Consider the following 23,570-nt stretch of genomic DNA (forward strand, 5'->3'; position numbering starts at 1 on the left):
AATGTCCTGTCAGCCCTCGGGGCTGTAATAAATGTCCATAGGCGGTTCTAGAAACGCCGCAATCGGTCGCTCCGCGGGGGATGCGGAAAAGGCTTCGGTCAGTGCTTGACGCTTCTGCGGTCCGTTGATTTGAAGCAGGCGAATCGTTGCCTGGTTCAACGCCTTGCCCGTCATGGTAATCCGCGGCAGACGCTCCTCGTTGCCCGGTATGGCGCGACAGAATACCGGAGCCTCCTCGGACACGCTCGTCTCCAGGCCATCGATGCCGGGAAACAGCGAGGCGGTATGTCCGTCAGTGCCCATACCCAGAACCAATACATCAAGCGGCAACAGTGACTGCAGGAGCGTGTCGAACTCAGCGGCGTCCTGTTCCGGACTTTGCCCGCGATACATCGGCTCCCAGCGCGCCAACTGCATTGCGTCTTTCAGACAGCGGCAAACCATCCCGCCATTGCTGTCCGGGTGGTCTTGCGGAACCCAGCGCTCATCGGCGAGCGTTATGATGACTTTTTGCCAGTCCAGTTCCATCCGGTTGAGGCAAGCCAGCACCGGTTCAGGGCTTCGCCCGCCGGATAATGCCAGCACCGCCCGCCCGTTGCGCTCGATTGCCTCGCTTAAAGCTGTGGCGATACGCGTCGCCAAGCGCTCTGCATGCTCGTCGATCGACTGCGCTTCATCCAGACCCAGGCCACGTTGCGGTGCCAATTGTTGCAGTGTCATAGACTCCTCTCCTCGTCCGCTTCACGCAGGCTTGCGGTGAAACTGCTGCCGCCCTCCTCCGCCGAACTGACAGCATGGCGCATGAATGCAAACATTTCCCGCCCCCAGCCGCGGCGAATCGGCTCGGCCTGACTAACGGGTTGGCGGCCGGCCCAGACAGCCTCATCTACTACAACGTCCAGCGTGCCCGCGCCTGCGTCAAGGGTGACCTGATCTCCGTCGCGCAATAGAGCCAATGGGCCACCGTCGCGCGCTTCGGGACACACATGAATAACCGCGGGGACCTTGCCCGACGCACCAGACATGCGGCCGTCAGTCACCAACGCCACCTTGAAGCCCCGATCCTGCAATACGCCCAGATAGGGCGTGAGCTTGTGCAGCTCGGGCATACCATTCGCCGCCGGACCCTGAAAACGCAACACAGCGACAAGGTCGTGCTCGAGCTCATTGGCCTGAAAAGCGGCGACAAAAGCTTCCTGGCTTTCGAAGATGCGACAGGGCGCACTCACATACCAATGCTCCTCGGCGACCGCAGAGACCTTGATAACACCGCGACCAAGCCTCCCTTGTACCAACCGCAGGCCTCCATCCCTGGAAAACGGCTCGCGCCAGCCACGCAGAATACTCTGGTCCAGACTATCGGCTGGTCCGGCCCGCCAGGTCAGTTTGCCGTCGAGCAGCGCAGGCTCCTGGGTATAACGTTCGAGTCCCGGTCCCGCCACGGTCTGCACATCGGTGTGCAATAGTCCCGCGCCGATCAGCTGGCTGAACAGGAAAGCCGTGCCACCGGCAGCCTGGAAATGGTTGATATCAGCCTGGCCATTCGGGTAGATCTTTGCCAGCCCGGGCACCACTTCGGACAAGCTGGCCATATCGTCCCAATTAAGCTTGAGCCCCGCCGCCTGACCGATCGCAACCAGATGCAAGGTCAGGTTGGTTGATCCGCCTGTGGCCAGCAGCATCACCACAGCATTGATCAACGCACGTTCGTCAACAATGGAAGCCAGCGCCCCTTCCCCGCTGCGCGCCAGGCGCGCGGCCTGTTCTGCTGCATACACAGTGAGCGCGTCGCGCAAAGGCGTGCCCGGATTAACAAAGGAGGCGCCAGGCAATTGCAGCCCCATCGCTTCCAGCAACATCTGATTGGTATTGGCAGTGCCGTAAAAGGTACAGGTGCCCGGCGAATGGTAAGACTGCGTTTCGGCTTCCAGCAGCTCTTCCCGGCCGATCAGCCCTTCGGCGTAGCGCTGACGCACCGCGGCCTTTTCCTTGTTGGGCAGCCCGGAGGGCATAGGGCCGGCCGGAACGAACAGAATCGGCAAATGCCCAAAGCGCAGCGCCCCCATCAATAGACCAGGAACGATCTTGTCGCAGATGCCCAGACACAAGCCGCCGTCGAACATGTTGTGTGACAGCGCGACGGTCGTCGCCATGGCAATCACATCCCGGCTGTGCAGCGACAGCTCCATCCCGGGCTCGCCCTGGGTAACGCCATCACACATCGCCGGCACACCGCCGGCAACCTGACCGGTCGCACCAAAGGCGCGCAATGCCTCACGCAACAATGACGGATAGGTCTCATAGGGCTGGTGCGCCGACAGCATGTCGTTATAGGCGGTAACGATGCCAACATTGACCTCGTCCATCATCCGCAACCGGTCCTTGTCGGAAGAGGAACAGGCAGCCATACCATGGGCCAGATTGCCACACGACAGGTGCCGCCGGCCGCGCGGCAATGCGGCTGCATCAGCCATCTGCTGCAGATAGCCCTGGCGCGATTGCCGGCTGCGTTCGCGCAGGCGCTCGGTCACTTCGATAACACGTGGGTGCATCTGCCCTCCCCTTCGCAGTGCGCTTCTTTAGTATCATAGCGCTCTATAACGCTCTGGACCGCGCACACTGACTAGACTATAGCTTCGATTAGTTCGCCAATTTACCGCCATTGTAAGCCTCCGGGCAGCGGGCCAGTGATAATTCATCCGGGGTGAAACGCATGAATGCCACATCATGATGCTTTACTCCTCAAATCCGATTACAACACTGCCTGTCGGGTAACGGCCCATAAAGCGCCTCCATATCTTCATAGGAAACCAAACATGAGTATTCGCCGTACCAAGATCGTCGCAACCCTGGGTCCTGCCAGTAGCACAGCTGAGTGCATCGCTGCGTTAATTGACGCGGGAATGAATGTCGCACGCATGAACTTCTCCCACGGCACTGCAGATGAGCATCGCCAGCGAGCGCGTCTGGTACGGGAGATGGCTGCCCAGAAAGGCCTGCACGTTGCGCTGATGGGCGACCTGCAGGGCCCGAAAATCCGCATCGCGCGCTTCGTCGATGGCAAGATCCACCTCGCCATAGGCGATAAATTCCGCCTGAGCACCTCGCATCCACTGGACGATGGTACGTCCGAGGTCGTCGGCATTGACTACCCACAGCTGGTTGAAGACTGTCGCACAGGCGATGAGCTACTGCTGGATGATGGTCGCGTGGTATTGCATGTGGACCAGGTAACGACAGACGAGGTCCGCTGTACAGTCACCGCTGGCGGCCCGCTCTCCAACCACAAGGGTATCAATCGACGCGGGGGCGGTTTATCGGCTGCAGCCCTGACCGACAAGGACCGCAACGACATCCTCATCGCGTCCGAACTGGAAATGGAATACGTGGCGGTATCCTTCCCACGCGACGCCGCCGATATGCATCTGGCGCGCCGCCTGCTGAAGGAGGCAGGCTCTTCTGCCTGGCTGATCGCCAAGATCGAGCGCGCCGAAGCGGTAGCCGATGAAGCAGCATTGGATGGCTTGATCGAAGCCAGTGACGGCGTGATGGTTGCACGCGGCGATCTGGGTGTAGAAATCGGCGATGCCGAACTGGTCGGCATTCAGAAAACCATCATCAGTCGCGCCCGCCGCCAGAACAAGGTGGTGATCACTGCGACCCAGATGATGGAATCGATGATCAGCAGCCCGCTGCCGACACGTGCAGAGGTGTCCGACGTAGCCAACGCTGCCCTCGACTACACCGACGCCGTGATGCTCTCCGCCGAGTCCGCTGCCGGCAGCTTTCCGATCGAAGCCGTTCAGGCTATGGCAAGGGTATGCGTCGGCGCCGAAAAGCACCCCACCAGCCAGTCATCCAGTCACCGCCTGCACCAGAGCTTCGAACGCTGTGACGAGACCATTGCGCTGGCTGCGATGTATGCGGGCAACCACTTCCCTGGCGTCACCGCCATCATCAGCCTGACCGAGAGTGGCCACACACCACTGATCATGTCGCGTATCCGCTCGCATCTGCCGATCTTCGCGCTGTCGCCTAACGCCCAAACGCTGGGCAAGGTCGCCATGTTCCGCGGCGTGCAGAGCATCGAATTCAACCCGCTATCCATGGATTCACGCGAAGTGAACCAGGCCGCCGTCGACAAATTACTGTCCCTCGGACACGTCCAACAGGGCGACTGGGTGATTCTCACCAAAGGCGACGTTTATAACTCGGAGGGCGGGACCAATTCGTTGAAGTTGCTGCATGTTGGGGAATCATTGGTGTAACGCAGCGGGTCTGAATTCGCGAGCCAATCCAGCCTGGGAGCGTAGCGCGACTGCGCTACGCGACGATTTGACTGGCTGACCAGCGTTCATTGGGATGCGATTGGGATCAGCTACCGCGAGGCGACAGCGGTTTTAAATCTCTATCTCACGCCGATGCTCATCGAGTCCGCCGACTGTCAGGTTGGCGCAAGTGTCGAAAACAGGGATGTTTTCGTCAAGCCCCCAGGGACGGGTTCACGGCGTCTTGCGCAAGCCTGGCAGCCGGCGGGCGACCGGCTCCGGTCATGTCGACCGTAGCAACCACTCGCTCGCAAAACCATCTCAAGCAGTTCGTTGGGCTGGCTTCCGGAGTCAGCTGTCGCGAGGCGGCAGCGCTGCGCCGACACGCTGCAAATACGTCCCTGTAAGCTCGTCGATGACATCCCTGTCATCGGACGGTCGGCTCAGCCCTGTCGCCTCGCTTCGCATAAATATTGGAGTTGCCTGATAGGATACGCCGGCCCCGGTTTTAATCTCTCCATCACACCGATGCGCGACCAAGCCCGCTGGCTGTCAGGGTGGCGCAAGTGTCGAAAACAGGGATGTTTTCGTCAAGCCCCCAGGGACGGGTTCACGGCGTCTTGCGCAAGCCTGATAGCTGGTGGGCGACCTGCACCGGCAAATCGCCGCCGGGGGAATCATTCCTTGATCCGCTAGTTGGAAACGAAAAACAAATCCCCCCTAGCCCCCCTTTTTCAAAGAGGGGGATGGACTTGTGCTGCGTCTGATCTGTGCGTATTTGAGTACATGGCTGCTGCGAGCCGCGCGCTTCTGATAACCCGGCCGCTAATGCCCTGACAAGCAAGCCAAACAAAAAGCCCCGAGACGCTGGCGCGCTCGGGGCTTTCAGTACAGCAAACAAACCGGAACTTAGATCTCTACCGCCAAGCTATCAGCGATCTTCTTCTGCCAGATCGCCGGACCGGTGATGTGTACTGACTCACCGTTGGTATCGACTGCTACTGTCACCGGCATGTCCTTGACTTCGAACTCGTAGATCGCCTCCATGCCCATTTCCGGAAAGGCCAAGACTTCGGCTTTCTTGATCGCCTGGGCAACCAGATAAGCCGCGCCGCCGACTGCCATCAGATACACCGCCTTGTGATCCTTGATAGCCTCGATCGCAATCGGACCACGCTCGGATTTACCGATCATGCCCAGCAAGCCAGTCTGCTCCAGGATCTGACGGGTGAACTTGTCCATGCGTGTAGCGGTAGTCGGGCCGGCCGGTCCGACGACTTCTTCACGCACAGGGTCCACCGGTCCGACGTAATAGATGAAGCGCCCTTTCAGATCGACCGGCAGCTGTTCACCGTTATTGAGCATCTCGACCATACGCTTGTGAGCAGCGTCGCGGCCGGTAAGCATCTTGCCGGACAGCAGAACAGTCTCGCCGGTTTTCCAGGTCAGCACGTCTTCCGGCGTCAGGGTATCCAGATTGACCCGGCGCACGCCGGTGCCGACTTCCCAGGTGATGTCCGGATACGCATCCATCGGAGGCGGCGTCAGCTCGGCCGCACCGCTGCCATCCAACACAAAGTGTGCGTGACGGGTCGCTGCACAGTTCGGAATCATGCATACCGGCAGACTGGCTGCGTGGGTCGGATAATCCATGATCTTGATATCGAGAACCGTGGTCAGACCACCGAGACCCTGGGCACCAATGCCCAGTGCGTTGACCTTGTCCATGATCTCCAGGCGCAGCTCTTCGACCCGGTTCTGCGGACCGCGGGCACGCAACTCATGGATATCGATGGGATCCATCAGGGATTCCTTGGCCATTACCGCAGCCTTTTCTGCGGTACCGCCAATACCGATCCCGAGCATGCCCGGCGGACACCAGCCTGCGCCCATGGTCGGTACGGTTTTAACTACCCAGTCGACGATCGAATCGGACGGGTTGAGCATGACCATCTTCGACTTGTTTTCCGAGCCGCCGCCCTTGGCCGCAACGTGGAACTCAACTGTGTCGCCGGGCACCATCTGGTAATGAATCACCGCAGGTGTGTTATCCCGGGTGTTGGTGCGCTTGCCGGCGGGATCAGCCAGAATCGATGCACGCAGCACGTTCTCGGGCAGATTGTAGGCCTGACGCACGCCCTCGTTGATCATGTCATCGAGGCTCATGGTGGCACCGTCCCAACGTACATTCATGCCGATCTTGACGAAGACCGTGACGATGCCGGTGTCCTGACAGATCGGACGATGGCCTGTAGCGCACATACGGGAGTTGATCAGGATCTGGGCCATGGCATCACGCGCGGCCGGGGACTCCTCCCGCAAGTAGGCCTCATGCACGGCCTGGATGAAATCCACGGGGTGGTAGTAGGAGATATATTGCAGCGCGTCAGCCACGCTTTGAATCAGATCATCTTGCTTGATTACGGCCATGCTCGGACAGGCTCCTCTATTGGCTGCTGGCTCGGCGCTGACCTACGGAGAGGGCAGGACTGCCAGATTCTCGGACAAAGCGGCGGCGGGGGCGAAAGGCCCTTGCCTGAAAAGAGGCACGCAGTATACCTGAGCAGCGCACCCGCGGCAGAGGTCTTGTAATGGTTGCCCCGGGAATGAGACAAAAGGCTATGCAAAGCCAACCTGGAGCGCTAAATTGGCGCCAATAGGCCATCACATAAAAAAGGACAGGCTTGCCGTGACCGGAACGGATTCCGCAGACAGAGAAGCCAAAGCCCAAGCGCTGCGTCTACAGCGCTTCTATCTGGCGCAGACCAACTATCTCATCGCTTACGTACTGGTTGTCGTCGCCTGGCTTTCCGGTGAGTACACCGGTAACAGCGTGACATTCGTCAGCCATTTCGTGGTCGCCATTGCTATTCAGGCCTGCTTTTTGTTCCTTCTAAGAAGCGGTTTCAACAAGCACTTTAAGGACCCGAGCCTGGCGGGTATCCAGATAGTCACTGGCACGGTGCTGGTGACTTACTTGATGATCTTTCTCGGCGACTTGCGCGGCAGCATGCTCATGCTATACCCGATGGGCCTGATATTCGGCATCTTCCAACTGAGCCCACGCGCCTATCTTCTGCATTCCATTTTCGCCCTCTGTTGCTACGCTGCAGTGATTGGAGTGGAATTCCATTTCCATCTATCCGAACGCGATCTGACACTCCAGTTGATCGAGTGGGCGGCGCTCGCATGCTTCCTTGGCTGGCTTTGTGTATTCGCAGGATACGTTCGTAAGCTCAAAGAGCAGTTGCAACATCGCCACAGTACACTAAGGCTCCATCAGGAAACTCTGAAGGGGATGATGGGTCAACTTCAGGACCTGGCCGCCACTGACAGCCTGACCGGCCTGGCCAATCGGCGACACTTCATCGACGAGTCCCGGCGACGCATCCAGTTGCTGGGACCGGGCAAAACCCTGGGGATTGCTCTGGTGGACCTGGATCATTTCAAGCGCATCAATGACAACTATGGCCATGCTGCGGGCGATGAAGTGCTCCTGGGATTTGCCCGGGTAGCTGCGGAGAACCTGCGTGGCGGTGATCTGGTTGCCCGATTCGGTGGCGAGGAGTTCGTTCTGCTTCTGAATAACAGCGACATGGTCAGTTTGCAGCACTGTCTGGACCGCATCCGTAATGCCTTTTCCCGAACCGAGTTCCCCTGCTTGCCTGAAGGTACCTTCTGCACGCTATCGGCCGGTTTGACCCTGATACACCCCGGCGATGAGCTGGATGCCTGTATAAGCGAGGCGGACCAGGCGCTGTACCACGCCAAAAATACCGGCCGCAACCGGTGCGAAGTCTTCGACCCGGCTCATGCCTGAACTAAGGCTGGGCAACCTGACCCTGCATGCCGGGCATGGCGAAAACCTGCTCGACAAGCTGCTTGCCGAAGGCCAGACCGTACCCTGGTCATGTCGCGGCGGGTATTGCCATACCTGTCTGATTCAGGCCCAACCAGGTCAGGCGCCGGCTGAAGCGTGCCATACGCTCACAGCAGAACAACGCGAGGCTGGCTGGCTGCTTAGCTGCCAGTGTCCGGTTGTGCACGATATGGACCTGCGGTTGCACGACCCGACGTGCGATGACCTTGGCGCCGACGTCGTCTCCGTCGTGCAGGTTGATGACGTCCTGATACTCCGCATCGCACCTGAACGACCTTTGCGGTTTCTGCCGGGGCAACATCTTACCCTGTGGCTCAATTCTCAGCTCGGCCGGCCCTATTCGATTGCCAGCCTGCCGGGCGAACCCTGGCTGGAGTTTCATATCCGCCTGCATGCTTCGGGTACATTCAGCCGCGCCGCAGCAGACCTCAAGGTTGACGACAGGCTGTTCCTCGGCGCCGCGACGGGCACATTGCAATACGATGCAGACTGGCAGGATCGACCGCTTCTGTTGTTGGCTGCAGGCACCGGGCTGGCACCGCTTCAGGCGATTCTGCGGCATGCTCTGGAGCGGGGACATGCAGCGCCAATCGAATTATGGCACTGGTCAACAGGCGACTGCTATATCGCCAAACGCCTTGAAGAACTTGCCGACCGGCACCCCTTATTGACCATCAGACTCCAGCGTCGAGCCAGCGTAGCCGACGACATCAGGCAGCTGCGTATTGCCTCGCGCAGGACCATGGCGCTAATCTGCGGCGACCCAGGTTTTGTCGAGCAGCTACGTAAACCGCTGTTTTTTGCCGGTTTGCCCGGCCGCCAAGTGCTCGATGAAGCCTTTCACAGTCGCCCTCAATAACACGCCAAGGAGCCAACGTGACTGACCAGCTGCTCATCGACCATAGTGATGCGGTACTGACCATCACCATGAACCGCCCCGAGAAAAAGAACGCACTCAGTCGTGAAATGTACGCCGGTATGGCCGAGGCCATTCGCGAGGCACAGGATGACAGCAGCTTGCGCGCCGTGATCATTCAGGGCAGCGAAGAATGCTTCACCAGTGGCAATGACATCAGCGACTTTGTGAACGTAGCACCGGGAGGCAAAGGCAGCCCGGTATATGACTTTCTCAAGACCATCTGCAATGCGGATAAACCCCTGATCGCTGCGGTGAACGGCCCCGCCGTCGGCATTGGCACGACCATGCTGCTGCATTGCGATATGGTATACGTTGCTGACGACGCGATGCTGACGATGCCCTTCGTTAATCTGGGGCTCTGTCCTGAAGCGGCCTCGAGCTTTCTCCTTCCCCGCCTGATCGGGCACCTGCGCGCTGCGGAAATGCTATTGCTCGGGCAGGCGATCACTGGCCAGCGTGCTGCTGATATGGGATTGGCTAACTATGCGTTTGGCACCGGTGCTGATGTACTGGACGCAGCCCGCACCGCCGCACTGCGCATCGCCGATTTGCCGCCAGGATCAGTGCGCCTGACCAAACAGCTGCTCAAGCAGGGTATCAGGGAAACTGCCTGTGAAATCATGGACAAGGAAGGCGAGCATTTCGCCAGCCTGCTCCAGGGGCCCGAAGCCCGGGAAGCCTTGTCGGCCTTTCTCGAGAAGCGCAAGCCGACCTACCCGGTCGCCTAGTCTGGCATCCCCTGCAGCCCGCTACGACGGGCTGCCTTGCTCAACCTTTGATGCTGAACCAGAGCATGATCGCGCGGTTGATCGATCCCCAGAGAAAGATCTTCATCCTGTGCAACCGCGGCAAATCGCGCCATTGCTCCCGCGTCCATTCCCGGCTCATGGCAAAATCCGTCTCGAAGCTTTGAGTGATCGCGCGGTTCAGCCCTGAATCGACCAGATTCAGGTTAGCCTCCAGATTCCAGTGCAGCGTCCAGTGATCAAAATTACATGAGCCGAGGCTGGCCCAGTCATCCACCAGCACGGTTTTAAGATGCAGAAAACGCGGTTGATATTCGTAGATGCGAATGCCGGATTTGAGTAGCTTCTGGTAAAACCGCTGCCCTGCATAACGGATCGCAGGATGGTCGTGCATACCACCACCCAATAACAAGCGTACGTCAACTCCCCGCCGCGCTGCTCGCATCAGCGCCCGACGGACTCGCCAACTCGGAAGAAAATAAGGCGTTGCCAGCCAGACAAGCCTGCGCGAACGGGAAATGGTCGCGAATAACGCCTGAACCGTCTCGCGATGTTCCTGCGAATCGGTGTAGGACAGTCTGGCATAGCCATCACCCGATGCTGGCGCTGGGGGCACCGATACCCGCTGACGGCGTGGCGGCAACAGTCTTAACCGCTTGGCTGACGCGGTCCATTGACGCTCGAACAGATCGAGGCAATCGGCAACCACCGGGCCTCGCACTATCAACATCTGCTCATGCCATTGGGAGTAGCCCTTTTCGCCAGGCTGACAGAATTCATCGGTAAATCCCGTGCCCCCGATGAATAGCTGCTGCTCATCGATAATCAGCAGCTTGCGATGATCGCGGTGAAAGTTGCCCTTGCCGCCGAACAGACTGATCGGGTTATAGAAGCGCAGCGCAACACCACCGGCCAACAACCGTTCACGGTCCTCGTCATGCATGCCATGGCTGCCCAGGCCATCGAGCAGACAACGCACTTTAACGCCCCGCGCTACTGCATCGATCAGAGTCTCGGTAACGCGGCTGCTACTTTCACCGGAACTGACCAGATACAGCTCGATATCAATGGCGTGGCGAGCGAGCTGCATAGCTTCAATGATGCGTGGAAAAAACACCTCGCCATCTATCAGCAACTCGAACTGGTTATTTTGCCTCCAGGGGTAAATCGGTGCGGGCATGGTGCTCCCTTGGCCGTTACGGAATGCGATAGTCCTCCTGATCGAGCAGATCCAGACCGCATTGCAGCTGGCTGATCCAATCGAGAAACGCCTTGATCATAGCAGGTCCGACAAAGGGTCGGCCGTGCTGCGGAACGATCATTTCAGGCTGTAGCGAGCGGATCATGTTGGCCCACAAACGGCACGCCTTGTTGCCAGCCATATAACGTCGATGGAAGCCTTCCATACTCGACACATGCGCGAGGAAGTCGCTCACCGGCTCGGCGTCATCCAGCATAGAAGCGCCCATGTCGCCAGAGAAGAGTATCCTGCTGACCGGATCAAAGAACTGCAGGTTGCCCACCGAGTGCAGGAAGTGCGCCGGCAATGCCTTGATCCCGGTTTTGCCGAGCGGGATGGTCTGCCCCCGATCAGGCACCGCAATCATCCGTTCGGTAGTGCTCATTCCCTGGCTCTTGCTCAGATAGGCAGCAGAGAGATGTGGCAGAAAACGCGCCCACAGTTTTGAGCAGACAACCTTGCAACCGGTATGCAGGAACCACTTGTCCAACGAGGCGATGATGTCTGGGTCCTGATGGGAGGCGAAGACATAGGTCAGATCGGCAATGGCGATGTGCTCGCTCACGGCCAGGGCCAGCGGCATATAGGTCAGATCGCCACCGGGGTCGAGCAGCGCATGCTGGTCGTGATCAATAATCAGAAACTGGTTGGACTGCAGGCCATCCCCTGTCACCAATTGATCGAAGCACAAAACCTTATGGGGTCCATTGTCGAACAACACTCTGGCCATAGCATTCCCTTTCTCCAGTTGAATACGCGCTGCACACGGAGAATCCTCAGTTGTCACCGTGGCGGCGGCATTCGTTATAGAGCAAAGCGGGAAAGAGCGTGCTGATCTGAATCAACGGGAGCTACCAAGAAATGTCGCCTTCGCGCGGGCAAATTCGATGACTTCTGGCATGAACGAGAGGAAATCTTCCTCGAAAGCGCTGTATTCGGCTTCCAGCTCGGCTACGCCGCCGGGCAAGGTTGTTGCTCGGGTGAATCGCCGGGAGATGTTGTTCACCGCCTGATGCAGGCTGGCCAGCTCGGCATAGCTGGTCAGCCAATCCTGCTGCGCCATGCGCTGGATGATTGGCCAGGCCGACTGAGGAATCGCCGCGCGCTGAGCGAGCCGCACGGCATACATGTCCTGGGTGAAATGTTCTATGGAGCGATCGCTGTAGCGATGCCAGTGCGCAGCGAGCAGATGATCATAGAACATGTCGACCATGATCCCGGCAAAGCGCCGCCGCGTTGCGCTGACACGTTGTTTGCTCCGGATCACCATCGGGTGCGCATCGGTGAAACTATCGATACGCCGATGCAACCAGACGCCCTGTTTTACCTGTTCAGGCAGCTGCATCGAAACCAGTGGGCCTTTGACGAAGTCGCCAAGCAGACTGCCCAGCGCCAGCTGTGGCTGTTGCGGGCCGAGGAACAGGTGCGCCAGAAAATTCATCAGGGCTGTCCGGCACTCTCGTTCATCGCTCGCAGCTGAGTCTGCAGACGGGTCAGCGCGCGATTGGTCTGCAATCGGAAGCTATCGATCGACTGGATCTCTTCGGCCACCAACGACATGCGCTCTTCCAGCTGCCTGCGCAATGCCGCGATTTCAGCATCCACATCCAGCGTCGATACCTGCTCGTTCAATGTGGCCAGCGTCCGTTGCTGCGTGGCAAGCTGCTGCGCCTGCTGATCAAGTTGCGCTTCAAGCGGAGCGAGCTGTTCCAATCCTTCGCTCAGTGCCATGACCTGAGCATTGAGCAAGCTCAACTGACCGGCCAGCGCGCTGGCATTCTCATCGTAGGCATCCAGACGGCCAGTCAAGGCTGCGGTCTGATTGATTACCTCGTCAAGGCGTTGCTGCTGCTTTGAGCCGTGCTCCTTGAGCGTGGTCCCGCCCTGCTCTACCTGCTCCAGCAATTGGCCCTGGCTTCCCACCACTTCGGATAATTGATCGATTCGTCGATCCAGCGCGTCCAGCTCACTCAGGCTGGACTCGGTCGCGGTGACCTTGCCGGTAATGTCCTCGATCTGTCCGGCTGCATCTTCGCTGATACGCGCAAAGCTGTTCTGCGTGGCCACCAGTTGTTGCTGCAAACGCGTCTGTTGCTGATGGCTCCAGTATCCGAAACCGATAAGCGACAACGCCAACGCGGCGCACAGAGCCCATAGCCCACCGGTCCCACGCTGGGCTGGCTCAGGGCGTACCGGCGCCCGTACGCCTGCCTCGGGCATATCGTCATGCCGGGATGGGGAAATGTATGCACGCTCATCCTCGGTCGCGCGAATACCTGATAGCTCATCGGACTGATCGTCCGTGAAATCATCAGGCATATCTTGTTTTCTCATCTCGATCCTCGTAACCGAAGCGCATCGTCATGCCCATGCAATAGATCCTGCGTATTGTGCGTGCTCCGCCAGTGCATGACTAGGGTCTGTTGCCGTTTCATCAAGGCCGCGACGGAAGTCCGTCTGGTGCGGGACAAGGCGCCCCAGGGTCTGACTTCTTTGCGATCTCGTCCTGGCGCTGGTGGCCCGGCCGGCCAGGCAGTACTCTGACGCAAATACTTCAAGAGGGTCAGCGATGCATCAGTGGATGATTTATGGTGCCAATGGCTATGCCGGACGCCTGCTAGCCAGGGAGGCTGTACAACAGGGCCTGCAACCGATACTCGCCGGACGCAAACGCCGAGAGATTGAAACGCTTGCCACTGAGCTGGGGCTCAAGCATCGCATATTCAGACTGGACGATAGTGCAGCTGCTCAGGAAGCGCTCAGAGATATAGCCGTAGTCGCCCACTGCGCAGGCCCGTTTTCTGCAACCAGTCGCCCCATGATCGAGGCCTGTCTGGCCAGCCAGACACACTACCTGGACATCACTGGCGAGATCGATGTTTTCGTCGCGGCGCATGCACGCAATGCCGAAGCCCAGGCTGCCGGCATCGTATTGTGCCCTGGTGTCGGGTTTGATGTGATTCCCACCGATTGCCTTGCTGCCTGCCTCAAGGAAGCGCTGCCTGATGCCGATCGCCTGGCATTGGGGTTTGACTCACGCAGCGGATTCTCCCCCGGCACCGCCAAAACGTCAGTCGAAGGGCTCAAGCATGGCGGCAAGGTACGGATTGATGATGAGATACGAACGGTCCCGCTGGTTTACCAGAGCCGGGAAATAGATTTCGGTAACGGCACCAAGTATGCGGTAACCATTCCCTGGGGCGACGTGGCAACGGCCTGGTTCACCACTGGCATCGATAACATTGAAATCTTCGTCCCCATGGCTCCTAGTGCCGCCCTGCGTCTTCGCCGGCTCGACTGGCTACGGCCGCTGCTGGCGCTGCCTCCGGTACAAGCCTTGCTCAAGTATCTGGCCGGCAGGCGAATAAGTGGGCCGGACTCTGACCAGCGCCGTGATGCGCCGACATACGTCTGGGGCGAGGCGCAAAACCCTGCGGGGAAAAAGGTGGTGGCGCGCGTCCGGACTGCCAACGGCTATGAGGTGACAGTATATGGAACATTGCTCGCAGTGCGTCATATGCTCGCTGGCAAAGACATTATCCCCGGCTACTACACGCCTGCGCGGCTGCTGGGCGAGCGCTGTGTAGAACAGCTGCCGGGCTCTGGCACGATCGAAATCAGCTAGGGTCAACTGCCGCCAGCCAGCGGGGGGCCTCGCGCACCAGCTGGTTGGTCAGTGATTCCAGCAGGCGCCCACCGTGGCGCCAATGATGCCAGTACAAGGGCACATCTACTGCCTCTCCTGGCGCCAGCTCCCGCAACACACCATCGTCCAGCTCCTGGCTGATCTGCAGTGCGGGCACCATGCCCCAGCCAAGGCCCGAAACGAGCATTCTTACAAAGCCCTCCGAAGAGGGGCATAGGTGATAAGGAAACTCGCCCGCCAACCCTTGCTCGCTGACAAACCGGTGCTGCAACTGGTCATCCTGACCGAACACAATCGCCGGCGCTGTCGCTACTGATTCAGCATCCAGCCCCCGAGGAAAATGCCGGCTGATAAAGCCAGGACAGGCTACCGCCAGATAGCGCATATGCCCCAACAATACCGAGCGAGCCCCTGCTACGGGTTCAGCCGATGCGCACAGGCAACCTGCCACCTCACCGGCACGCATGCGCCGCAATCCAACATCCTGATCGTCGACTAACAGATCGAGCAGTAACCTTTCGCTTGCGCACAGTTCGGCAACCGCCGCTGACCACCATGTGGCCAGACTATCGGCGTTCAGCGCAATGCGTAACCGCGCGGGCGAATCGTCTGATCCGGCGATAGGAAGATCCTCCTGCAGATCCCGTTCAAGCAAGCGTACCTGCTGCACATGGTTGAGCAGGCGCTGGCCCGCTGACGTCGGTCGGGGCGGCGTCGCCCGCTGCAACACCGGCGCGCCAGCCCGCGCTTCCAGCAATTTGATCCGCTGTGACACCGCCGACTGCGATAGCCCGAGTGCGTGCGCTGCACGTTCAAAGCCCCCGCATTCGACAACCGCGGCCAGCGCGATGAGCAGCTTGTAGTCGAGCATCAGTTTTCCTTATGGGCTATGAGGAATATCTGTTTCACTTATACCCTGCGATTACGCACGCTGTCAGCTTCACATCCGTGCAGACTGATATCCGATGTTTTATCTGAGCAATTTCATCAATGGGCTCTTCACTGCCGCAGGCCTGATCATGGCGATTGGCGCGCAAAACGCGTTCGTACTGGGCCAGGCGCTGCGCCGCGAGCACCATCTCGGCGCTGCACTGGTATGCATGCTGTGTGATGCGCTACTGATCACGGCAGGAACCTTCGGCCTCGCCTCGCTGCTGGATCGCCACGTTCTACTGCTGGAGCTCACCCGCTGGGGCGGGGTTCTGTTCCTGGTCTGTTATGCGCTGCTCGCCCTCAAACGTGCCTGCAGCGTGCAGACGCTGGATGCGGCCGAGCGGGCACCGCGCTCGCGCCGCGCCGTCGTGGTGGCAACGTTGGCGGTAACTTTGCTCAATCCGCATGTCTATATCGATACGCTGGTGTTGATCGGCTCTATTGGTGCTCAGCAACGCATACCCGAACTGTTTGTACTGGGCGCGGTCAGTGCCTCTGTGCTGTGGTTCAGTGGCCTGGCTCTCGGTGCGGCACGGTTGGCACCGGTACTATCCCGCCCAGCGACCTGGCGCTTTATCGACGCAGGCGTGGCCGCCATGATGTTGGCCGTCGCCTGGTCACTTGCCAGCTCAGCGCCATAGGCGTGCTATAACCACACGCTTGTTACGTAGATAGGCCAGGCCCCAACTGCTATGATCTTGCCTTGCCGATTGACATGACGGGCAGCGCCCAGTTTAAAAAGAGGTGCTCGAAGCAGACTGCAGACCTGTCCAGCAGCCTGCTGTATCGAAAGATTCCGTTCCGAACCTGAACCTGAAGATGGAGAGAAACCATGGCTTTTGAATTACCACCGCTACCCTACGAAAAGAACGCTCTCGAGCCGCACATGTCGGCCGAGACCCTGGAATTTCACCACGACAAGCACCACAACACCTACGTAACCAACCTGAACAACCTGGTTCCGGGCACAGAGTTTGAAGGCAAGGACCTGGAAACCATCATCAAGACGTCCAGCGGCGGCATCTTCAACAACGCTGCCCAGGTCTGGAACCACACCTTCTTCTGGAACTGCTTGAGCCCGAACGGCGGCGGCGAGCCTACCGGCGAACTGGCCGAAGCCATCAACAAGGCGTTCGGTTCCTTCGACAAGTTCAAGGAAGAATTCAGCAAGGCATCGGTCACCACTTTCGGTTCCGGCTGGGGCTGGCTGGTGAAGAAAGCCGATGGTTCGCTGGCGATCGTAAGCACCAGTAACGCCAACAACCCCATGACAGAAGGCGCTACGCCGTTGCTGACATGCGACGTCTGGGAACACGCCTACTACATCGATTACCGTAACGCCCGTCCGAAATTTGTCGAAGCGTTCTGGAACATCGTGAACTGGGATTTTGTCGCGAAGAACTTCGCTGGCTGATTTCGGTTTAGCACTGAACGAACCCCGCTTCTGGCGGGGTTCGTCGGTTTTATGACATCGTAATATGACTTTACTTTGACACCAGCCATTCGATTGCCAATACTTGTGTCCTGACCAGCCCAGCCAGTCGCGACTGTCTCAGGCTGATACGCTTCGCCCGTAGTCAATCATGGATGAAAACAGTGAAACTGGAGCGACGAAACAGCCTCTCCGTCAAGCTATTTCAGCAAGTCCTGTTGTGGGCGCTTATCGTAGGGATCCTTCTGAGCGGCGCTCAGATTGTTCATGACCTGCGACTCGAACGCCGCTTCATCGACCATACCGCTGAACAGATTCTCGCCATGTCGCGTGACCCCGCGACGCAGGCGGTGTACAGCTTCGATCGTGCTATGGCGTCCCAGGTCGTCGAAGGTCTCTTCGAGCATAAGGCCGTGCGCTTTGTATCGATTGGCGATCCCAGAGAAGATTTTCTGGCCACTCGCGAAGAACCCCTCGCCGACCTGCCCTACCGGGGACTTACAGACCGGCTGCTGGGCGCCGACCGGCAATATGCGATCGAACTCCGGGGACGCCAGCCTGCGCAGGAATATTACGGCGAACTGCGGTTGACCCTGGACACCGCCCCGTATGGACAGGACTTCCTGCAACGTTCGCTGATTGTCTTTATCTCGGGAATACTGCGCGCGCTGACCATGGCGTTAGTCCTGTATCTGCTGTATCACATTTTGCTGACCCGCCCCCTGTCACGCATTCTCCGCAATATTTCCCATATCAATCCCGATCAGCCCGGGCGGATGCTGATCCCTGTGCTCCCCGGCCATGAAAAGAATGAACTTGGACTCTGGATAAACAAAGCCAATCAATTGCTTGAGTCCATAGAGCGCAACAGCAACCAACGGCAGGAAGCAGAAGCCAACCTGCTACACATGGCCAATCACGACAACCTGACCGGCCTGCCCAACCGCAGCATGCTGCAGGATCAGCTCACCAGAATGCTGGCCGATGCCGGACGCCTGCAAAAAGGTGTTGCGGTCCTGTGCTGCGGGCTGGATGACTTCAAGGAAATCAACGAGCAATTTACCTATCAATCCGGGGATACGCTTCTGGTGACGGTAGCCGACCGGCTTCGTGCCAACAGTAGCCGGCTGGGTAGCCTGGCCAGACTCGGCGGTGACCAGTTTGCAATGGTGCAGACCGGTATCAGCGAACCCTATGAAGCAGCCGAGCTGGCGCAAACTATCCTCGACGATCTCAGCCGACCCTTCGTGCTCGGTATCCATACTGTCCGCCTCCGGGCAACGATCGGCATTTCCCTCTTCCCGGATGACGGTGCCGATGCCGAGACGATATTGCAAAAGGCCGAGCAGACCATGATGCTCGCCAAGGCCCGCTCACGTAGCCGTTACCAGTTCTATATCGCCAGCCTCGACGCCGAAATGCGCGTGCGCCGTGAGCTGGAGAAGGATCTGCGCGGCGCGCTTGAACGGCAGGAATTTCATCTTGTCTATCAACCCCAGGTCAGTTTCGACCACCGTCGAGCGGTGGGTGTTGAGGCCTTGCTGCGCTGGCAGCATCCCGATCGGGGCCTTGTGCCGCCAGACCTGTTCATACCTCTGGCTGAGCAAAACGGTTCGATCAACGCTATTGGCGAATGGGTGCTCGAGCAGGCCTGCCAGCAGCTGCACGAATGGCATCTTGCAGGCTTCACTGAGCTGCGAATGGCGGTAAACCTTTCGACCGTTCAACTGCATCATAGCGAGCTGGCCGGCAAGGTTGCCGATCTGATGCAACGCTATGAGCTGCCGCCGCTGAGTCTGGAACTGGAAGTTACTGAAACGGGCCTGATGGACGATATTGCCGCTGCGGCAGGCCATCTGAATAATCTGAAGAAAGCCGGCGTGCTGATCGCTATCGATGACTTCGGCACCGGGTATTCATCACTCAGCTATCTACGCGGGCTGCCGCTGGACAAGATCAAGATCGACAAAAGCTTCGTGCAGGACGTATTGCTTAACGAAGACGACGCCACTATCGTCCGCGCCATCATTCAGCTGGGTCGCAGCCTTAATATGCAAGTCATTGCCGAAGGCGTCGAAACGCTGGAACAACAGATATATGTGGTCAACCAGGGCTGCAATGAGGGCCAGGGATACTTTTACAGCCGTCCACTACCGGCCTGTGCCGTGGCGGATTGGCTACACCGCTACAATACCAGGCCACTGACTTCCCCAGCGGGCTTGCATAGCTGAGCGCGGCGCGCGCATCGCCAACCGGCGACCGTCGATGCCGGCTCTCCGGCGTCTTCCTGGTTGTAACAGGCAACGCGGGCATTAACTCCCAGCGGCTTTGGCTAATCCGACGAGTGAGACGAACGGACAGACCCATCGATTTGGCTCATCGTTTAACGACCGCTGCCGACCGTCTTGCCTTCTGATGCGGCTGGAACCCACCCGGAAAAGCCCACTCTACAACTAGAACCACAAACAGAACGCATGACACATCTGAGGAGACGTCCATGGCCAAGCTCTCTGGAGCAGCCGGTTGCTGCTGGATCGCTGATGCCCCTACCGGGGACTTCCCACAACTTACCGCTAGCACCGATTGTGATGTAGTGATTGTCGGCGCCGGCATTGTTGGCCTGACCGCAGCAATGACGCTGTGCGAAGCGGGAAAGTCCGTCGTGGTAATGGAGGCGCGGCAAGTTGGCCATCAGGTGACCGGACGCTCCACGGCCAAGATCACTGCGCAGCACGCCCTGATCTACCGCCACCTGATCGACACTTTTGGCGAGGATCTGGCTCAGGCCTATGCAGATGCCAATCGCGAGGCGATGGAGCGCATCGGAACCTGGATCACCGATCTGGGTATCGATTGCGATTACGAAACACGTTCAGCCTACGCCTACAGCTGCGACGAGGCAGGCCGGCCCGCCATTGAACGAGAGGCCGATGCCGCGCGCAGCCTGGGCTTTGATGCACGGGTGATAGATGAAGCACCCCTGCCCTTCGCGACCAGCGCAGCGCTGGAGTTTCCTGGGCAGGCGCAGTTCAATCCGGCCCGTTATCTCATTGGCCTGGCTGCTGCGGTACAGGAGCGCGGCGGACGTATTCACGAACATACCCGCGCCACCAGTTTCGATCACGACGGGCGCTGGCAGATCGGCTTCGAGGGCTGTTCAGTGACTGCGGATCAGGTGATTATCGCCACCCACATGCCCGTGGAGACGCCTGTCGATCTGGTGTCACCGACCCAGCCCCGCTGCCACGTCGCCATGGCTTTTCGACCAAAAGACGGTACCTCCCCGATTGAGGGTATGTTCATTGCCACTGAAGAACCTACTCATTCGATTCGCATGGGCCAGGACGCCGAAGGGCCGCTTGTCGTGGTGCTCGGACCGCGTTTCAACACTGGGCAGGATAGCGACGTGGCGCAGCGCTTTTCCGAGCTTGAAGACTGGGCTCGTAATCAGCTGCCCGTGGGTGAGGCGGTATGGCGCTGGTGCAATGAAGACTACGACACCCCGGATCGCCTGGCCTATGTCGGCGAAGCAGACCCGGAGAAAGCCCCCGGCTTGTATATCGCAACCGGTTTCAACGCCTGGGGTATCAGCAATGGCACCGCCGCAGGATTAGGTATTGCCCGGCAGATCACCACCGGTAGCTGGCCCTGGGGCACGCTCTTCGACCCGGCCCGTCCCAAGCCCGATGACTACAACCAGAGCACGGATAGCCAGTCACAGGTCGAGGAGCTCGACTCGATTGGGCCTGGCCAAGGCGGCGTGATTACCCGGGGCGAGGAAAAAATTGCTGTGTGGCGTGACGACAGCGGCACCCTGCATGGCCTGTCTGCTACCTGCACCCACATGGGCTGTACAGTGACCTGGAATAACGCTGACCGAACCTGGGATTGTCCTTGTCACGGCTCGGTTTTCGGCAAGAATGGCGAAGTAATTCATGGCCCCGCCATGCAGAAGTTGGCGCCCAAATCGGTCTGACGCCGGGCTACCACAGAACAACACCGGTGGCGGACTTGATAGATTTACTGGCCGGCGGCGGTGTTGGTCGAGATGGAACTCGACCCTACATAAACCGCGGCTTTATTCGGACAATGTGCCTGTCGGTGAGCGCTTATGGTCGAGCTGGTGATCGACCTTCCCGGGAAATCGGAGTTATCACAAAATATCGGAGCGGCCTGCGGAAGCCATCGCGGCGACAGTTCGCCGTCCCGATCGCCGCTCCCACAAAAGCCCGGCCAGCAGCACCAACCGGTAGGAGTGTCGCCCTCGGCACGACGCTGACCGCCAGGCCAGCCAATACAGAAAACACAAATCCGTGAGTGGCCTTCGGAGACCGTCGCGGAAATAACCCCAGAGCCAACACTAAAAAGCCCCGCACGGAACCAACCGGGCGGGGCTTGGACTTCTCAAACAGAAGCTACTGAAACAGCGATTCGCCGGTCAGACCGTGCTGCTCAAGAATATCCCGTAGCCGCTTGAGCGCTTCGACCTGGATCTGGCGCACCCGCTCGCGGGTAAGGCCAATTTCACGACCGACCTCCTCCAGCGTGCTGCTCTCGTGACCACGCAAACCGAAGCGCCGGGCCACGACCTCGCGCTGCTTCTCGCTCAGCTCGCCAAGCCAATGGTCGATACTGGCGTTCAGATCGTCCCCTTGCAGGAGTTCGCAGGGGTCGGTCGCCTGTTCATCGGTCAGTGTATCGAGCAGTGTTTTGTCCGAATCCGGCCCGAGTGACATATCCACCGAGGCGACCCGCTCATTCAACCCGAGCATGCGCTTTACATCAGCAACCGGCTTGTCGAGCAGATTGGCGATTTCTTCAGGGGAGGGCTCGTGATCAAGCTTCTGCGTCAGCTCACGCGCGGCGCGCAGATAGATGTTGAGCTCCTTGACCACATGAATCGGCAAGCGGATGGTCCGCGTCTGGTTCATGATGGCGCGCTCAATCGTCTGGCGGATCCACCAGGTCGCGTAGGTCGAAAAACGGAAGCCGCGCTCCGGATCAAACTTCTCGACAGCCCGTATCAGCCCCAGATTGCCCTCTTCAATCAGATCCAGCAGGCTCAGGCCGCGATTGACGTAGCGACGGGCAATCTTCACCACCAGACGCAGATTGCTTTCGATCATGCGTTTCCGGCCCGCTGCGTCGCCTTTCTGCGCCAGGCGCGCAAAATGGACTTCTTCTTCAGGAGTCAGGAGGGGCGAGAAGCCAATCTCGTTGAGATACAGCTGGGTGGCATCAAGCTGTTTGGTGAATTCAAAGGAGTTTTCGCGACGGTGCGTGCGCGGAGAGGAAGCTCTGTTCAGTTCTGCCGGGTTCAACTCGGCTGGTGTGTCCATGTTGAGCTCCTCCACGTCCTTCGGTTCCCGCTCAAGCAGAGCGAGTTCGTCAGTCAGGGTTTGTACGGGCTCATTATTATTCACTGCCATTTTCTCTGCCCCATATCAATCAAAGTACGTCCGGATAGATGGAAAATGGCTTCAAGGCCGCCCGTCCCATCTCTCACTGTAATTGACCGGCCAAGCCCCCGCTTGTTCCGGTCACGCACCATTGTTTTGCAGAATGCTCACCCTCCATGACAAACACATTACAGCCGGACCTCCCTAACGCTTGGGCAAATAGCTCAAAGGGTCCACCGGCTTGCCTTGACGTCGTATCTCGAAATGCAGCTTGACCCTGTCGGTACCGCTGTTGCCCATTTCTGCGATAGTCTGCCCGGCCTTGACCTGATCGCCTTCTTTCACCAGCAACCGACTGTTGTGGGCATAAGCGCTCAGGTAGGTCTGATCATGCTTGATGATAATCATGTCGCCGTACCCGATCAGTCCACGCCCGGCATACACCACAGCCCCATGAGCGGCTGCTTTGACAGGCTGTCCCATTTCACCGGCGATATCAATTCCTTTATTCAAACTCCCGTTTGACTGGAATCGTGAGATCAACGGTCCCTCAGAGGGCCAATTCCAGCCATCGACATTGGCCGGCACCTTGGCTACCGGAGCCGGGGTAGCGGGCTTGGCGCTGGGGGTCGGTTTTGCCGCCGGGGTACTGGGTCTGGAGGTGACAGCCGGCGGCGCCGTGCGAGGAATGGCGCGCGGCGCTGTTGCAGGCGGAGTCGGGCTTGGCTTGGAGGCTACGGTGCCAGCCGGTCGCACGGTGGTGCGCAAACCAATGGTTTCGGTGGTGCGAGGCTTGGTGGGTGATGCTGCGTATGACTGAGAAGGCCCGACGCGCAGACGCTGACCCGGATAGATAGTGAAGGGCTGGCGCAGACCATTGGCAGCAGCGACTGACTTCCAGTCCTTGCCGTACCGGAAGGCAATCTGATAGAGAGTTTCACCACGGCTGACGGTATGCAGCCCGGACGCCGGCGCTGGCTCGGCACGCTGACCGCCGCGACTACGATCGTCGATAGGCACCATACCGGCAGGCCCTGCGCAGGCGGTGAGCAGGCTGACAGCCAGTATCAGGAAAGCCCGCTTGAAATTGGTTAGTACCAGATGCCT

19 protein-coding genes are annotated in these 23,570 nt (G+C 59.0%); 9 read left to right on the forward strand and 10 right to left on the reverse strand.

Annotated elements, in window-relative coordinates; translation table 11 throughout:
- Positions 1–9 precede the first annotated feature (9 nt).
- The gene (pgl, locus tag FZE95_RS02560) at positions 10–720 is read right to left on the reverse strand and encodes a 6-phosphogluconolactonase (RefSeq protein WP_150299229.1); all 711 of its coding nucleotides are present in this window, start codon (positions 718–720) and stop codon (positions 10–12) included.
- Positions 717–2,552 carry a phosphogluconate dehydratase gene (gene edd, locus FZE95_RS02565; RefSeq protein WP_150299230.1) on the reverse strand — a complete coding sequence of 612 codons (1,836 nt, stop codon included), beginning with the start codon at positions 2,550–2,552 and terminating at the stop codon, positions 717–719. The genes pgl and edd overlap by 4 nt, the downstream gene beginning before the upstream one ends.
- 264 nt (positions 2,553–2,816) lie before the next feature.
- On the opposite strand from edd, the gene pyk reads away from it, so the two are divergent.
- A complete protein-coding gene (gene pyk, locus FZE95_RS02570) occupies positions 2,817–4,268 on the forward strand; it encodes a pyruvate kinase (RefSeq protein ID WP_150299231.1) in 1,452 nt (483 codons plus the stop codon).
- Between the two features lie 909 nt (positions 4,269–5,177).
- Here pyk and FZE95_RS02575 read toward each other — a convergent pair.
- Entirely contained in the window at positions 5,178–6,698 is a 1,521-nt protein-coding gene (locus FZE95_RS02575) for a fumarate hydratase (RefSeq protein WP_150299232.1), read from the reverse strand.
- A 259-nt stretch (positions 6,699–6,957) separates the two neighbouring features.
- Here FZE95_RS02575 and FZE95_RS02580 point away from each other — a divergent pair, with 259 nt between their 5' ends.
- The 3 genes from FZE95_RS02580 to FZE95_RS02590 are packed head-to-tail and all read left to right on the forward strand — an operon-like array spanning position 6,958 to position 9,795.
- A complete protein-coding gene (locus tag FZE95_RS02580) occupies positions 6,958–8,088 on the forward strand; it encodes a GGDEF domain-containing protein (protein WP_150299233.1) in 1,131 nt (376 codons plus the stop codon).
- Positions 8,081–9,007 carry a 2Fe-2S iron-sulfur cluster-binding protein gene (locus tag FZE95_RS02585; protein ID WP_150299234.1) on the forward strand — a complete coding sequence of 309 codons (927 nt, stop codon included), beginning with the start codon at positions 8,081–8,083 and terminating at the stop codon, positions 9,005–9,007. The genes FZE95_RS02580 and FZE95_RS02585 overlap by 8 nt, the downstream gene beginning before the upstream one ends.
- A 17-nt stretch (positions 9,008–9,024) precedes the next feature.
- Positions 9,025–9,795 (forward strand): enoyl-CoA hydratase, encoded by a 771-nt coding sequence (locus FZE95_RS02590; RefSeq protein WP_150299235.1) that lies wholly within the window; start codon positions 9,025–9,027, stop codon positions 9,793–9,795.
- 40 nt (positions 9,796–9,835) lie between these two features.
- Here FZE95_RS02590 and FZE95_RS02595 read toward each other — a convergent pair whose 3' ends face one another.
- The 4 genes from FZE95_RS02595 to FZE95_RS02610 form a co-directional block, all read right to left on the reverse strand.
- Positions 9,836–10,993, reverse strand: coding sequence for a phospholipase D-like domain-containing protein (locus FZE95_RS02595; RefSeq protein ID WP_150299236.1), 1,158 nt, complete (start codon positions 10,991–10,993; stop codon positions 9,836–9,838).
- A gap of 16 nt (positions 10,994–11,009) precedes the next feature.
- Complete coding sequence (locus FZE95_RS02600; RefSeq protein ID WP_150299237.1) at positions 11,010–11,783, reverse strand: oxygen-binding di-iron domain-containing protein; 774 nt, start codon at positions 11,781–11,783, stop codon at positions 11,010–11,012.
- Positions 11,784–11,894: 111 nt separating this feature from the next.
- Positions 11,895–12,494 carry an acyl carrier protein phosphodiesterase gene (locus FZE95_RS02605; RefSeq protein ID WP_150299238.1) on the reverse strand — a complete coding sequence of 200 codons (600 nt, stop codon included), beginning with the start codon at positions 12,492–12,494 and terminating at the stop codon, positions 11,895–11,897.
- Entirely contained in the window at positions 12,494–13,387 is an 894-nt protein-coding gene (locus FZE95_RS02610; protein WP_150299239.1) for a hypothetical protein, read from the reverse strand. Before FZE95_RS02610 ends, FZE95_RS02605 begins: the two co-directional genes overlap by 1 nt.
- Before the next feature lie 235 nt (positions 13,388–13,622).
- Here FZE95_RS02610 and FZE95_RS02615 point away from each other — a divergent pair, with 235 nt between their 5' ends.
- Positions 13,623–14,678: a saccharopine dehydrogenase family protein gene (locus tag FZE95_RS02615; RefSeq protein ID WP_223824933.1), complete on the forward strand. Its 1,056-nt coding sequence runs from the start codon at positions 13,623–13,625 to the stop codon at positions 14,676–14,678.
- Here FZE95_RS02615 and FZE95_RS02620 read toward each other — a convergent pair.
- Positions 14,671–15,570: a LysR family transcriptional regulator ArgP gene (locus FZE95_RS02620; RefSeq protein ID WP_150299240.1), complete on the reverse strand. Its 900-nt coding sequence runs from the start codon at positions 15,568–15,570 to the stop codon at positions 14,671–14,673. The genes FZE95_RS02615 and FZE95_RS02620 overlap by 8 nt on opposite strands.
- A 94-nt stretch (positions 15,571–15,664) precedes the next feature.
- On the opposite strand from FZE95_RS02620, the gene FZE95_RS02625 reads away from it, so the two are divergent.
- The 4 genes from FZE95_RS02625 to FZE95_RS02640 all read left to right on the forward strand — a co-directional run bounded on the left by FZE95_RS02625 (position 15,665) and on the right by FZE95_RS02640 (position 21,040).
- Positions 15,665–16,273, forward strand: a complete 609-nt coding sequence (locus FZE95_RS02625) for a LysE/ArgO family amino acid transporter (RefSeq protein WP_150299241.1) — start codon at positions 15,665–15,667, stop codon at positions 16,271–16,273.
- Between the two features lie 191 nt (positions 16,274–16,464).
- Positions 16,465–17,046 (forward strand): superoxide dismutase [Fe], encoded by a 582-nt coding sequence (sodB, locus tag FZE95_RS02630; RefSeq protein ID WP_150299242.1) that lies wholly within the window; start codon positions 16,465–16,467, stop codon positions 17,044–17,046.
- A gap of 182 nt (positions 17,047–17,228) precedes the next feature.
- Positions 17,229–19,295 (forward strand): putative bifunctional diguanylate cyclase/phosphodiesterase, encoded by a 2,067-nt coding sequence (locus tag FZE95_RS02635; RefSeq protein ID WP_150299243.1) that lies wholly within the window; start codon positions 17,229–17,231, stop codon positions 19,293–19,295.
- 266 nt (positions 19,296–19,561) lie between these two features.
- Complete coding sequence (locus FZE95_RS02640; RefSeq protein WP_150299244.1) at positions 19,562–21,040, forward strand: FAD-dependent oxidoreductase; 1,479 nt, start codon at positions 19,562–19,564, stop codon at positions 21,038–21,040.
- Between the two features lie 439 nt (positions 21,041–21,479).
- On the opposite strand, the gene rpoS is transcribed toward FZE95_RS02640, so the two are convergent.
- Both rpoS and FZE95_RS02650 read right to left on the reverse strand, forming a co-directional pair.
- On the reverse strand, positions 21,480–22,493 hold the full coding sequence (gene rpoS / locus FZE95_RS02645; protein ID WP_150299245.1) for an RNA polymerase sigma factor RpoS: 1,014 nt from the start codon (positions 22,491–22,493) through the stop codon (positions 21,480–21,482).
- Positions 22,494–22,667: 174 nt separating this feature from the next.
- Positions 22,668–23,486: a peptidoglycan DD-metalloendopeptidase family protein gene (locus FZE95_RS02650; protein ID WP_449619076.1), complete on the reverse strand. Its 819-nt coding sequence runs from the start codon at positions 23,484–23,486 to the stop codon at positions 22,668–22,670.
- Positions 23,487–23,570 lie beyond the last annotated feature (84 nt).

Origin of the sequence: Pseudomonas profundi (assembly GCF_008638305.1) — a bacterium.
GTDB lineage: Bacteria > Pseudomonadota > Gammaproteobacteria > Pseudomonadales > Pseudomonadaceae > Halopseudomonas > Halopseudomonas profundi.